A 12,759-nucleotide genomic window follows, 5' to 3' on the forward strand; every position below is an offset into this window, starting at 1 on the left:
GCGTCAGCCCTGGCGGTGCCCGAGGGCGTCCTGGATCCGCTGGGCGAGTGCGCTGCGCGGTGCCGTGCTGTCCGCCCCCTCCAGCCACCCGCGCAGAGCTGCCCCGAGTTCCAGGCCAAAGGTTTCTGCTTCCGCTTCCTCGGCCTGCCGGAAGTCCGTGCGCGCCGCCACGTTGTGCAGATCCGCGTTCAGGTCGGCGTCGTCCGTGACCAGACGCCCGGCAACCGCCGAACCGGCCTGGTGCTGCCCGCAGTGTCCGGCGACCATGTGCCAGACCTCGTGGCCGAAAATGACCAGCTGGTGCAAGGGGCGGGTGTGTGCCTGGATGCAGATGATGTCCCGGTCGACCATGTCCAGATACAGACCGCTGGCCGTCCCGGGCGGGAAGTCCACCAGGCGGTACACCACCGGCCTGCCGCGACGCCTGCTGAGCTGCGCACAGAGAGCGGCGAAGACGTCGTCGGGACTGGACGGCCCGGCCAGCTCGAGAGCACGCGCCAGTTCGTCGCGGAGCTCGCGCATGGCGCTCTTGGTGCTCACTTCACTCCCCCCGGTCGTCAGTTGTCACCGGACTGCGGCGGCGCCACGTCCTTCCGCCCAACCCGGTGTGGGTCGCTCACCGGTGAGGTCTCCCTGGGTCAGAAGGAGCCGAACTGCCGTACTACGGCTGCCTGGAGATTAACCGCCCCACCCTGGTGAGAGCCAGTAAACGTGAGAAAGTCCGGCCGGGACGGGTCGGGGGGGTGGGCGCAGCCCGGCACTGCCCGGCTGCGTTCAGGCCATCACCAGCAGCACACCCCCGTACGAAACCCCCGCGACCACCACCCACGCGCACAGACCCAGCGCCGCTACGCGCCCGCCCGTGCGGGTCAGCGACGGCAGGTCGACCGCACTGCCGAGCCCGAACAGCGCGGCGGCGAGCAGGAGTTCCTGCGCGTGCTGCGCCACCTCGATCGCGGCATGCGGCAGCAGTCCGGTGCTGCGCAGAGCCACCATCGCCAGGAAGCCGACGACGAACAGCGGGACGAGCGGCAGCCGCTTCCTCGCACTCGCACCACCGCGTCTCCTGTGCCGTACGGACATCGCCACCGCCGCGACCAGCGGGGCCAGCAGCGCCACCCGCATCAGCTTGACCAGGACCGCCTCGCCGAGCGCATCGGGCCCGGCGGTCTGCGCGGTCGCCACCACCTGACCCACGTCGTGCACGCTCGCGCCGACCCATCGCCCGAACTCCGCGTCGCTCAGCCCCAACGGCTGTTGCAGCAGGGGCAGTACGGCGATGGCGAGCGTCCCGCACAGCGTCACCAGTGCCACCGAGGTCGCCACATCGCGCTCGTCGCTGTCGCTCGCCTCGCTCACCGCGCCGATCGCGGACGCCCCGCAGATCGAGTAACCGGCGGCGATGAGCAGCGGCTGATCCCCGGGCAGACCGATACGCCGCCCCAGCCACCAGGTGCCGAGGAAGGTCGCGACGACGGCGCTCAGGACCATGCTGACCGTGGCCCAGCCGAGACCGAGCACATCGTCCAGGCTCAGCTTCAGTCCGAGCAGCACGATGCCGATCCGCATCAGCCGTTTTCCGGCGTACGAGAGTCCGGGGCGGGCAGTGCCCCGGACGACGGCTCGGACGCGGGGCAGATGGGCTGTGATGATGCCCAGCACCACGGATGCGGTCAGCATCGGTATGTCCGGCAGCAGCCGATGGACGCACCAGGCGACGCCGACGCCGAGCACGGCCAGCGCGAGACCGGGCAGCCTGCCCGGAGCAGCGGAGGCGGTCGGCCCGGCTGTCGCGGCCCGTTCCCTCAGCAGCGCCATCAGCGGTCGGCCGGCAGCTCGTAGACGCGGCGGACACTCGTGCCGAGGCGGGAGATGTCCGCCCCGTAGACATGGAGGGAAATCGCCCGGCCGGTGCCCGCGTTCCAGACCCGGTGGATGTCACCGGGCGGGGCGAATCCGCAGACCGCGCCGCGGGCGTTGACGACGTCCCCGGTCGCGACGAGGCGAGCGGCCGCTCCGGTGGCCTGGGACGGGACAAGGCGGTAGCGCCTCTCGTACTCCTCGCCCTCGTGCACGCCCGTCGTGCACCACGACACATGGTCGTGCACGGAGGTCCCCTGGCCCGGCAGCCACACGAGTGCGACGACCGAGAAGCTGCCGTCGTGCTCGGCGTGCAGCAGATGCTGGCGGTAGCGCTCGGGGTCGCTCCCGCACTGCTCCGGGGTGAGCAGATCGTCCGCACCGAGGTGCGGCGCAAGGCGCTCACCGACCAGATACGCCGTCAGATCCGGTGGGAGTCCGCGCCCGACGGCCTCGCGGACCTCGGCGATCAGCACATCGAGACGGGCGGTCGTGCGCGCGGCCCTGAAGGCGGTCGAGGTGGTCATACGGGCAGCGTCGGCCTGCCCGATCCATCACGTCCAAGGAGGGTTTGTTCGCCACTTCCCAAACTCCGCTTATGAGTTCAGGAAGATGAGAGACCCCGTTTCGGCGACGCTCAGCAGCCGACCTTGTTCGCAGCGACCGTCTTCAGCCCGTCGAGCACCAGTGCCGTCGCCGGGATGCGCAGATGCTCCTTCAGTACATACGCGGAGACCTGCCGCCGCGAGGCGGGTTGCAGCGCCCTCCCGGTGACCTTCCGGTGGCAGAGGAAGTTCAGTACGAGCGCCGGCATCATCGCGACCCCAAGGCCCTCCGCGACCAGGCTCTGCACCACGAGGTTGTCGTCGGTCATGAAGGCGATGTCCGGCACAAAGCCCTGCTCGGCGCATTCATGCAGAAGATTGGCCCGGCAGCGCAGACACCCGGCTATCCAGCGCTCCTGAGCCAGATCCGCCAGCTGGACCGCCCGTCGCCGCGCCAGCGGATGCCCGGTCGGCAGCAGCGCCGTCAACTGGTCCTCCAGCAGCGGGATCTCCACCAGCTCCTCCGGCACCTCTTCGTGCAGGCCGGGATAGGTGAAGGCGAGCGTGATGTCGCACTCCCCACGCACCAGCCGCTGCAGCGACTCGGGCGGCTCGCTCTCCAGCAGGTCCACGCGCACGCCGGGGTGGGCAGCGGCAAGCCGGGCCATCGCCTCGGGGATCAGGGTGGCGTTGGCGCTGGGAAAGGCGCAGACACGGACGCGTCCGGCGCGCAGCCGGGTGAGGGCACTCATCTGCCGCTGGGCCGCGGACAGGGTGTCGAGGATCACCGTGGCGTGCCGAGACAGCGCCTCCCCGGCCTCGGTGAGCCGAATGCCGCGGCCGACGCGGATGAACAGCGGGGTGCCGACGTCCCGTTCGAGGGCCTTCATCTGCTGGGTGATCGCGGGCTGGGTGTAGCCGAGCGCGCGAGCGGCCGCCGAGTACGAACCGGTCGTGACCACTTCATGGAAGGTCTTGATGTGCCGGGAGTCGAACACACCTGAATCATAAGGAGAATTTGGGTATCCAGGACCTTTGCTCCCTGGTCCGGCCGAAATTCGCTTGTCGCCAAGGAGCCAAGGGCTGTCCCGTAATGATCTCCGAGTCGATGGCGAAACAGAGATCAAGCTCAGTCGTCCGCGCCGCCGGAGTGGCGCTTCCTCAACCGTGAGCCGAAACCGACAACGGTCGCGGCGCCGCCCGCGACGAGGACGCCCATCGTCAGCACGATCGGATTCTTGGGGTCCAGGTCATCGGCCGTCTTGTCGTCGGCGGCGCTGGTCGCATCGTCCGGTGCCGTATCGACGGTCGGTGCTCCTTGCGAAGCGGTCGGGGCGCGGGGTGCGGACCCGGTCGAGCTGTGTGCCGACGCACTCGGCGTAGTTGACGTACCTGACGTACCCGACGTCGAACGGCCGGACCCTGCTCCGGGCCGCGGGCCCGTGGTCGTCCCGCCGGCGGTTCCGGAACCGGCCCCGTCTCCGGTCGCTCCGGAATCGGTCCCGCCGGTCGTCCCGGAGGAGCCCTCGCCGGTCGTCGTCGCCGTTGCCTTCACCGGCTCCGTGATGACGAGCGACTGCAGGACCGTGTTCTGCCCGGAGTCCAGTGCGCAGGGTGCGTTGATCGTGCCCACGGCGGTCGTGTTGCCGTTTGCGTCCTTCGGGGTGAGGTGCAAAGTGAGGTCGCCGACGGTGACCTTCGCGTTGCCCGGTCGGCTGAAGGTGAGGGAGGGCGCGGTGCCCTTGGCGGTGACGTCGAACGAACCGGACGCCGGGATGGCGGTCCTGGGGATCGTCATGGGCACGGTCAGGGGGATGCTGCCCTGCGGTGCGGTCACGGTGGCGTTCCCGTCCAACGAGCCCTCAAGGGTCTTCGCGCCGGCCAGGGCGGCCAACTGCGTGAAGCTCGCACCCACCGTCGCCACTCCGTCCAGGGCGGATTTCGGGCTGGCCTTGCCGACTTTCATCGCATTCGGGATATCCGATCCGAGCTCCATCGTCACGGGCTGGTTGCCGAGGCCCGAAAATGCGCAGGTGTAGTGCAGCGTGAGCGAAACCGGTTCAGCGGTAGCGGTTCGGGAGCCTGACGCCCCCACGATTCCGGCCGCGGCTGTCACGGTCGCCGCGATTCCAAGGGCGACTCCGGCCCCGTACCTCCTTGTGCTGCCTGCCGTGCGGTGCCTGACACCCATCAGCGACCACCTGCCGTCGACTGTTCGTGTTGCTCGTAGACCTCGGCCAGGCGATCCCGGAGCCGCGCGTGGCGGAACTGGTAGACCGCGCCGACCTGGCGCAGCACGCCTCGCTGGTAGGCGTCCTCCAGAAAGGCGTTCACCGCCCACGGGAGCCGCCCTGTCAGGGGCAGCCAGACCCGGACCAGGACCACCCACCGGCCCCAAGCGGTCAACGTGGCGACCCCGAGCCCGACCGTGAGCCCGCCCGCGAGCCCGCTCGTGACCCCGAGTGCGAACCCGTTCACGAGCGCGATGACGATCCCGAACCCGAGCCCGAGTGCCAGCGCGACCGCGAGCACTTGGGCGAGCACGGTCGTGCGGTTCGTGTTCAACAGGTCCGACGGGCTGACCGAGGATTTTGTCTCGATGAGAGCCTCAAGCCCGGCCATGAGAGCGAGTATGAGCCCGACCGCCAGTCCGAGCGCGAGCCCGGCCACGAGCCAGTTCCCGAACGCTAGGGCGATCGTGGTCCAGGGGCAGTCCAGGAGGCCCGCACAGACCGCCAGTCCGAGCCCGAACACGACCCCGAAGACCAGCCCGCCCGCGAGTCCGCCCCGAATTCTGGGGAGGAAACTCTCCTTCATTCTCTTCGACCCGCCGCGGATCTGTATGTGCATGCGCGACGGTTCAAATGCGCCGCCGACCTTGAGTTTTGACCCGAATCCGTGCATGAGCCCGAAGGTCAGCCCGATCCCCAGCACGTTCAGAAGCACGTTGACGAATGCCTCTTTGGGCTCGCTCGTGAGCCCGTAGACGAGTCCGAGCATGGTCCCTGACACGAGCCCGCTCGTGACCCCTGAGACGAGCATGCGCGAAGCGAGGCTCATGGAGGTTCCCAGTCGCCACCATTCGATGTCGTGTGTGTCGAGCTCTTTCAGGTGTGTGGCGAGGTAGCCGAGCCAGTGGCGGGCGCGTTCGGCGCGCCAGGGCCGGCGTTTTGCGGCGGGGCGGTTGCTGAGAAAGCGGTCGTATGCGGTGGGGATGAAGTTGTCCAGGAGATGGTCTTCAAGGGCTCCTCGGGTGCTGAACTCCTTGATTTCCAGCAGCTTCACCGGATCGCGGCCGGATGTGTAGACAGTGTGGGCGAGTGTGACCATCAGAGGGGTGGTCAGCACAGCGGCGAGATTGGCGCAGGCCGGTTTGCCGGGGTGACGGCGCAACGTGTTCAGGACGTACTCCCACCCGGTCGGGGTGGTGGTGTCCGTGCCGTCGCAGGGGGTCGTGTCGGAGGCGGGCGTATTGGTGGCGTGCAGCAGGTAGGTGGCGGAGTCGTCGAGGGTGAGGTCGGTCAGTTCGATACCGGCGAAGAGCGCGGTTGTGCCCACGGCGGCTTCGAGTTCGGCGCGGCGACTCGTCATCAGCAGCGGCACGGTGGTGGCCCTGAGGTCCAGCAGCGCGGCCTCGTGCAGGCCGTCTGCGATCTCGTCGAACCCGTCCAGGATCGCCAGCACGCGGTCGGCAGAGACCAGAGCGCCGGCCCACGTCGATCCGTCGGGGCCGACCCCGGCCAGAAAGGGGTGGTCCCGCTCCAGCCGGTCGATCAGCCAGTCCCGCAGGGGAGTGGTGGTGGGATTCCACGATCCCAGACTGAAGATCACCGGTACCGGTGCTTCGCCGGTTGGAGTGCGAGCTTCCAGCCGGGCCCTTGCGAAACGCCGGATCAGGATGGTCTTCCCCGAGCCCGCCCGGCCCAGCACCATCAGTCTGCCGGGCTTTGTCCCCTCGTAGACAGCCGCGATCTTTTCCAGCGGACCGGTCAGGTCCAGCGGGAGAGCGGTCGCCGCCTCGGCCGGGACGTCGAGGATGCTGTTCCGGCGGCCGGCCAACGCCGGAGGTGCCGGTCGCCAGCGCACAGGCAGCGGAGCCGGATCCCATAATCGCTGCTGCTCCTCCTCACGCTTCAGGAAGCCGCTGACCCTGTCCGCGAGCAGATTGGCCTTCCCGGCCAGCGAGTTCTCGGCGGGGCGCGCTGCGGGAAGGATGAGCACGTTGCGCGCGTTGTCGCCGGTGCTCACGATGCCGTGGTTGTCACCCTCCACGTTCACCGACCGGTCGCCGCCCGACTGGTCAGGCTTGTGCTCGGCGGGGTCCGGCTTCTGCAGACCGGGCCTGCCGCTCACTGGTGCAGGGTGTTCTTCGCACCGTCGCCGGTGGAAATGATCCCGGAGTTGTTTCCGGCGAGGGCGACGCTGCGCTCGCCGTCGGCCTGGACGACGGGACGCTCCGGCAGCAGCGCCGAGAGCTCATCGGCAAGGCCTGGGGAGTCCCTGAGCGCCTCCCGCAGCGCGATCCTCAACTCCGCGCGCCGCAAGGCGAGCATGTCCCGGTCCGCGCCCGCGTCCGCGTCCGCCAGGCTGGTGACGCTGACTCGAACGGGATCGGCGTCGGCGCCGCGGTTCAGGATCCTGGCGAGCAGCCGCTGCCCCAGCCGTACAGTCGCCCCAGCCGTCTCGTCCTGGGCTCTGGTCAGCACACTCACGCCGTAGGCGGCGACCGCCGCTTCGGCTGCCGGCACGATCTGGTCCAGCAGCGCATCGATCTCGAGCAAAGCGTTCCCCCTGTCGCGCAAGCGAATTCAGGTTTCATGCTAGCCACGCATGCACCGTCGGTCAGCGGTTCGGCCACGAAACTGATCTCAGGTCAGGTCCGCCCAGACGGTCTTCCCTGAGGGCGGATACGGCCGTACGCCCCAATCGGCGGCGAGTGCATCCACGATGACCAGCCCCCGGCCTTGCTCATCGGCCACGTGGGACACGGCAGGGAGACTGGACCGCCCGGGACACCCGACAGGCGGCGCGTCAAGCTGCCTCAGTCCTTGGCCACGCGGTCGCCTCTCAGTTTCGTGGCCCTCGTTCGGGACTTGCTTCCGCGGTCAGCTGCTCTGCCCACTCACGCAGGGACTGTGCTCGCTCCACGCGGTTGGCGATGTCCGCCTTGGACGCCGCGTCCAAGTTCTCCAGGAGCTCATCAAAGGTCGCGGGAAGCACGTCAAGCAGGCTCAGGACCTGGTCGCCGGTCATGACGGTCATCAGGAGCTGGCACCTCCACTGCGGTGACACCTCAGGACGGTGGCTGAGGTGGTGCTCGAGGGCAGGGAACAGGTAGTGCGTTGCCCCCGCGGTGGTGTGCTGCCGAAGCCAGTCAGCAGGAAGCCTCTGGCTGAAACCAAGCGCTGTGGCCTCCTGCTCCAGATCGAGGAGTTGCTCGGTGTCGACGGCTCGAATGGTGCGGGGAAGGGCTGCGGCCATGCCGAGATGATGCCAGGAACTCCGCAGGACAGAGGGGTCAACCGGGACGGGCTGCGATCTGTCGGCGGGCGGCTTCCCAGATCTCCTCGAAGCGTCGGCCGTCAGCTGTTCGGGATCGTGACCCTCCCACTCTGAAACAGGCGACTCAGCCGTGAGTCCGTACTTCTTCTCGTAGTCCGCAAGGCGGCCTGCGTCCTGCGCCCGCTGCCATTCATCGAGGGAAGCAGCAGCCAACGGCGTAAGCGCGGCCCCTTGGAGCTCGATTTGCCGGGTCACCCAACCCTCAGCATCAATTTGCGTTCTTCGGGTGCCCACGAACTCGACGCCACAACCTGCCCCTACCGGTAGGCGCGGCTTGTGCTGCTGTCTGCTGTTCACCGTGCTGCCCGTTGTCTGGCTCCTCGCTGCCCCCATCCTGCCGGAGCAGGTGTACTGGTACCCGATCTGGCTTGGGGCCGTGATCTGGAACGGCATGGACGGCCAGGGCGGCATCAGCCACTTGATCGACTAGAGCAGGCGGTCAGCGGGGCGGCCCGAGGGGCGAGCACGGAGTCCGGCACTCTGAGTACGCGTGCTCATGTGTCGGCCCTGATCCGGTAGCCAGGATTGTGGATATGGACCTTCCTCACGCGCCCGTGGCGTTCGACGCCTCCGTAAAGCCTCGCGCTGATCGGGGCGCCGACGTGGGCGCTGCTCTGGGGCTGCTGTTCTTCGAAGTCCTTGCCTTGCTGCTGATCTTCGGCCGCTGGGCGTTGTCAGCGTTCAATCTCGACACGGGAAAGGTAGTGAGAGCCGACCCGTTGTGGGGCTATCTGGTCGCCGCCGGTGTGGTCGGGGCCTTGGCGCTCGTGGCGTGCGTGATCGCGTCCCGGTCCGGTGCTGTGGTGACGGTGTGCACCCAGTCCTTCATGGCCGTCATTCTGGCGGCAGGGCTTTTCGGCGGGCTGGCGATCCAGCAGCACGAGGACAAGCGCAACCACCCCGCTCCCGCGCCCTCGTTCACCGGCGAAGTGGGGTGCCGTAGTGGCGGCGACAACAGCGAATGCGCGGACACCGGAAGCTGAACCCGGCCCGTGCGCAGGCCAAGGTGTTCACCGTGATACTCCGTCGACGACAAGGCACAGAGAAACACATGAACCACCCACCCCCGACCTTCCAGCTCCTTCCCGGCACCGCCGACTCGCCCGTAATCCTTCATGTCCCGCACTCCTCGCGGGTCATTCCCGACTCGGTGCGTGACGGCATCGTGCTGGACGACCGTGCGCTCGAGTTGGAGCTGGACCACATCACCGACTCCCACACGGCCGAGATCGCCGCGGCAGCGGCGGAAGCCGCGCCCGTCGCCCCCTGGCGGTTCGTCAACGGCCTGTCCCGCCTGGTGATCGACCCCGAGCGTTTCCCGGACGAGCGTGAGGAGATGCTCGCCGTCGGCATGGGCGCCGTCTATACACACACCACGCACCGCGAGCGGCTCCGCCCGCCGGGCGCGGACCCGCAGCCGCTGATCGACCGCTACTTCCACACGTACGCGCAGGCGATGACCGCGGCGGTCGACGAGCGACTGGCGGTGACGGGGCGTGCCGTCGTCATCGACGTTCACTCGTATCCGACCGAGCCGCTGCCCTACGAGCTCCACGGTCACGGAACGCGCCCGCCGATCTGCCTGGGTACGGACGACTTCCACACTCCCCCACAGCTGCTCGCCCACGCGGAGAAGGCGTTCGCCGACTTCGGCGGCACGGGGATCAACAGCCCATTCGCCGGCACCTACGTACCGCTGAAGTTCTACGGCAAGGACCCGCGCGTCGGCGCCCTGATGATCGAGATCCGCCGGGACACATACATGTCGGAACCGGGCGGGTCGGCGGGCCCGGGCCTCACCGCCCTTGCCGCCGCGCTGGCTGGTCTGGTCGACGCGCTGTCGGTCTGAGTCAGAATCACGCCCGGGTGGCGGCCCACGCGGCCAGTTCGTCCTGCGCACCCTTCAACAGGCCGGCCGAGGGCCCCGTCGCGCCATTCGTAACCAGCGCGTAGTGCAGGCCCGCCGGGCCCGGCGCCGTGAGCAGCAGGCGGCGGCTGCCCGTCCCGCCCGGTTCCGGGGCCACCGCGATCGGCACGCCCGCCCCGTACGAGGGCAGCCCGTGCAGTGCGCCGAGGTCCGAGACCACCGTCGTGCGGGGACTGTCGAAGGACGCGGGCAGGTGCAGTTCAGTGGGGGCCGAGGTGCCGTCCGAGCGCCACAGCAACAGGCCGTACTGTCCCCCGCCGACCAGTTCGGCGACGCGCGGGAGCGACTTCGGCACCGGGTTCCAGGTGAGGGTGGTGGAGCCGTCCCGTGAGCGGTCCTCGTACGTGAAAGCCAGTACCCGGCCCGCCGTTGCGCTCGGACAGAGGCGGTCCAGCAGCCTGGCGTCCTGACGCAGTACCGGCCTCCCCGAGTCGTCGAGGCGTACGGCCGACAGGTCCTCCTCGTTCCAGGCGTCCGCCGCCGTCAGGACCTTGTCGGGGTTGCCGTTCATGAGCTCGTGGTGGCGGCCGTGGTAGATGTCCCACTGCCACTGCGTACCGGACAGCACCGGCCCCGAGTCATGAGGGCGGGACCACCAAGCGGCCCCGGGCAGCCGGGAGTCCAGGGCCTGGTACATCGCCTTGTGGACGGTCGGGGCCTTGTCGGAGACCGTTCCGCTCAGCGGGTGGCCGAACTCGCTGACGACCGCCGCCGTACCGGCGTCCGACGCCCGGTCCCGTACGGCGCCGAAGTCGCCCGCGTACTGGCCGTCGGCCGCCTTGCCCCACATGAAGACGCCCGAGATGGCCTTCTGGTCGTAGAAGTGGGTGTTGAAGACGTACCGCGGGCCGATGGCGCCCGCATCGAGGAGGCCGCCCTCCTGCTTCTGGAAGGCGAGGTTGGCGTTCCAGAAGAGGTTCGGTTCGACGAAGGCGGGCTTGCTGCGCCACCCGGCCGCGTCCATGCGGGCCCGGAACTTCTCGTAGAAGGGCCACAACAGGTCCCGCTCCCAGCCGCGGCTGCTCTGGCCGGATTCGTACGAGCCGGCGTGCGGCTCGTTGTACGGGTCGAAGCCCACGACAGCGGCGAACTCGGCCCCGGTGAGGTGCTCGGCGAAGTACGCCATGGCGGTCTGCGCGGTCGCGAGGAAGGCGTCCTGGACGCCGCCCCTGTTGTGCCAGAAGTCGTACGTCGCCTTCTTCACCGCCTCGTTCTGGGTGATGTTCTGGCCCCAGAAGAGGCAGATCCCGCACGACTCCCGTGGATAGCCGCCCGCGTCGACCACCCACTTGGGCGCTCCGTCACCGGTGTACCAGCTGCCCTGGTTGAACAGATGCCGGGAGTAGAGGTCCTGGTGAAAGTCGGGGTAGACACGGATGCCGGCCTTGATGAATGCCCGCATCTGAGCAGTGGCGGCGGCGAGGTACGCGGGGTCCACCTGGCCCCGTACGGGCTCGGCGTGCGCCCACGACAGCAGGAAGCGCGCGGTGTTGCCGCCGCCGAGTGCACGCAGCGCCGTCGCGGACTTCTCGGCGTCGGCGACGGACGCGAAGGGCAGTCCGCCGTTCTCCTCCAGTTTGGTCTCGCCGGAGACGTTGTATCCGCGCAGCACCACCTCGCGGCCGAGTCCGTCGATGAAGCGGCCGCCTTCGACCGTGAAGGCGGTGGCCGCCTGCTCGTCGAACCAGAGGGGATCGGCGAGCGCCGCGGCAGACGGCGCGCCCGGCGTCGTCAGGGAGGCGGTCATGAGGACGAGGAGACCGATGAGACGCGCGTGCATCTTCGCCATGTCCAGCCACGCTCCCTGACGACCCGTCAGCTGTCAACGGCTGCGCCGCGACCGCCCCAAGGGCCACGAGCAGGCGTCGAGGCGGCAATGCCTTGAGATATCGGACGGAAATCGACTTCTCCGCACTCACCCGATGCAACGGCGTTTTACGCTGATGTCCCTTTCTTCAGGAGTCGCACACAACAGGCACTCAGGACCTGAAGACACACCGCAGAAACACTCCCCACACATAGACGAGTGCGCGCGTACGACACCTGGCACCGGAATTGATTCCTTCAGCGAATCTGCACATCGAAGGCGCAGCCGTCACACAGCCTCCGGTGCGGCACCCCGGCCCTGACCAGTGCTTAAGCCGGTTGATGCGGGAATGTCCGGTTCACTGTCAAGCGGGCTTCGGTTCAACGGAATTGGCGAAGGGGCCGGGGCGTGAAGAAGCTGCCACCAATCCATGGATACGCGTCCACGAGAGGTAATTCTGCGGCCGCATACCGCCCGGATCAGCGGCAGTGGGATTGGCTGCACAACGCGCCTGCGTGCTTTGATCCATCGCACTGCGGCAGCCGAAAGGCTCAGTCGCAGCAATTCGAGATCCATGCGAAGGGAAGCTCATCATGAACTCCACCCCCCAGGTTGCGACCCAGGAAATCTCCGACGCCGACCTGGACAACGTGTCCGGCGGCCTCGTGGGCGCGGCTGTCGGCGCCACCACGACCACCCTCGACTCCGTCGTCCCGGTCTCGGGCCTCGTCGGCGCCGCGTCGGGCACCGTCGGCTCCGTGATCGGCACCGCCGAGGGCGCGACCGGCATCAACACGGCCGGCGTGACGGGCCTCGTCGCCGGTCTCTGAGCCGGTTCTGTGCCGCCGAGCGGCACAGCCACCGGCGGTGACCTCGGCTCGTCGGCTTCCCCTCCTTGCCGACCGGCCGGGGCCCCAGCCCCCCCCCCCCCCCCCCCCCCCGGGGGGGGGGGGGCCCCCCCCCCCCCCCCCCCCCCCGCCCCCCCCCCCCCCCGCCCCCCCCCCCCCCCCCCCCCCCGCGGCCCCCCCCCCCCGCCCCCCCACAAAACCGCCCCCCCC

At 69.0% G+C, this 12,759-nt stretch carries 13 protein-coding genes; 4 read left to right on the top strand and 9 right to left on the bottom strand.

Annotation, left to right across the window (positions count from 1 at the left end; all coding sequences use genetic code 11):
- Nucleotides 1-3: 3 nt before the first annotated feature.
- The 8 genes from ACI2LP_RS00435 to ACI2LP_RS00470 all read right to left on the bottom strand — a co-directional run bounded on the left by ACI2LP_RS00435 (nt 4) and on the right by ACI2LP_RS00470 (nt 8,120).
- Nucleotides 4-522 (bottom strand): toxin-antitoxin system, toxin component, encoded by a 519-nt coding sequence (locus ACI2LP_RS00435; RefSeq protein WP_404723024.1) that lies wholly within the window; start codon nt 520-522, stop codon nt 4-6.
- Between the two features lie 252 nt (nt 523-774).
- Nucleotides 775-1,818, bottom strand: coding sequence for a YeiH family protein (locus ACI2LP_RS00440; protein ID WP_404722309.1), 1,044 nt, complete (start codon nt 1,816-1,818; stop codon nt 775-777).
- A complete protein-coding gene (locus ACI2LP_RS00445) occupies nt 1,818-2,387 on the bottom strand; it encodes a cysteine dioxygenase (protein ID WP_404722310.1) in 570 nt (189 codons plus the stop codon). Before ACI2LP_RS00445 ends, ACI2LP_RS00440 begins: the two co-directional genes overlap by 1 nt.
- A gap of 110 nt (nt 2,388-2,497) precedes the next feature.
- On the bottom strand, nt 2,498-3,403 hold the full coding sequence (locus ACI2LP_RS00450) for a LysR family transcriptional regulator (protein ID WP_404722311.1): 906 nt from the start codon (nt 3,401-3,403) through the stop codon (nt 2,498-2,500).
- Nucleotides 3,404-3,534: 131 nt separating this feature from the next.
- Nucleotides 3,535-4,596, bottom strand: coding sequence for a DUF6801 domain-containing protein (locus ACI2LP_RS00455; protein ID WP_404722312.1), 1,062 nt, complete (start codon nt 4,594-4,596; stop codon nt 3,535-3,537).
- Nucleotides 4,596-6,758 (bottom strand): NACHT domain-containing protein, encoded by a 2,163-nt coding sequence (locus ACI2LP_RS00460; RefSeq protein WP_404722313.1) that lies wholly within the window; start codon nt 6,756-6,758, stop codon nt 4,596-4,598. The genes ACI2LP_RS00455 and ACI2LP_RS00460 overlap by 1 nt, the downstream gene beginning before the upstream one ends.
- Nucleotides 6,755-7,186, bottom strand: a complete 432-nt coding sequence (locus ACI2LP_RS00465; RefSeq protein ID WP_404722314.1) for a hypothetical protein — start codon at nt 7,184-7,186, stop codon at nt 6,755-6,757. The genes ACI2LP_RS00460 and ACI2LP_RS00465 overlap by 4 nt, the downstream gene beginning before the upstream one ends.
- A 286-nt stretch (nt 7,187-7,472) precedes the next feature.
- Nucleotides 7,473-8,120, bottom strand: a complete 648-nt coding sequence (locus ACI2LP_RS00470; RefSeq protein WP_404722315.1) for a hypothetical protein — start codon at nt 8,118-8,120, stop codon at nt 7,473-7,475.
- 145 nt (nt 8,121-8,265) lie between these two features.
- On the opposite strand from ACI2LP_RS00470, the gene ACI2LP_RS00475 reads away from it, so the two are divergent.
- The 3 genes from ACI2LP_RS00475 (at nt 8,266) to ACI2LP_RS00485 (ending at nt 9,816) form a co-directional block, all read left to right on the top strand.
- Nucleotides 8,266-8,397 (top strand): hypothetical protein, encoded by a 132-nt coding sequence (locus ACI2LP_RS00475; RefSeq protein ID WP_404722316.1) that lies wholly within the window; start codon nt 8,266-8,268, stop codon nt 8,395-8,397.
- 103 nt (nt 8,398-8,500) lie between these two features.
- Nucleotides 8,501-8,950 (top strand): DUF6234 family protein, encoded by a 450-nt coding sequence (locus ACI2LP_RS00480; RefSeq protein ID WP_404722317.1) that lies wholly within the window; start codon nt 8,501-8,503, stop codon nt 8,948-8,950.
- 68 nt (nt 8,951-9,018) lie between these two features.
- Nucleotides 9,019-9,816, top strand: coding sequence for an N-formylglutamate amidohydrolase (locus tag ACI2LP_RS00485; protein WP_404722318.1), 798 nt, complete (start codon nt 9,019-9,021; stop codon nt 9,814-9,816).
- 7 nt (nt 9,817-9,823) lie between these two features.
- On the opposite strand, the gene ACI2LP_RS00490 is transcribed toward ACI2LP_RS00485, so the two are convergent.
- Nucleotides 9,824-11,683: a cellulase family glycosylhydrolase gene (locus tag ACI2LP_RS00490; RefSeq protein ID WP_404722319.1), complete on the bottom strand. Its 1,860-nt coding sequence runs from the start codon at nt 11,681-11,683 to the stop codon at nt 9,824-9,826.
- A 611-nt stretch (nt 11,684-12,294) separates the two neighbouring features.
- Here ACI2LP_RS00490 and ACI2LP_RS00495 point away from each other — a divergent pair.
- The gene (locus ACI2LP_RS00495; protein WP_404722320.1) at nt 12,295-12,531 is read left to right on the top strand and encodes a type A2 lantipeptide; all 237 of its coding nucleotides are present in this window, start codon (nt 12,295-12,297) and stop codon (nt 12,529-12,531) included.
- Nucleotides 12,532-12,759: the final 228 nt, after the last annotated feature.

Source organism: Streptomyces sp. NPDC019890, from assembly GCF_044903445.1.
GTDB lineage: Bacteria > Actinomycetota > Actinomycetes > Streptomycetales > Streptomycetaceae > Streptomyces.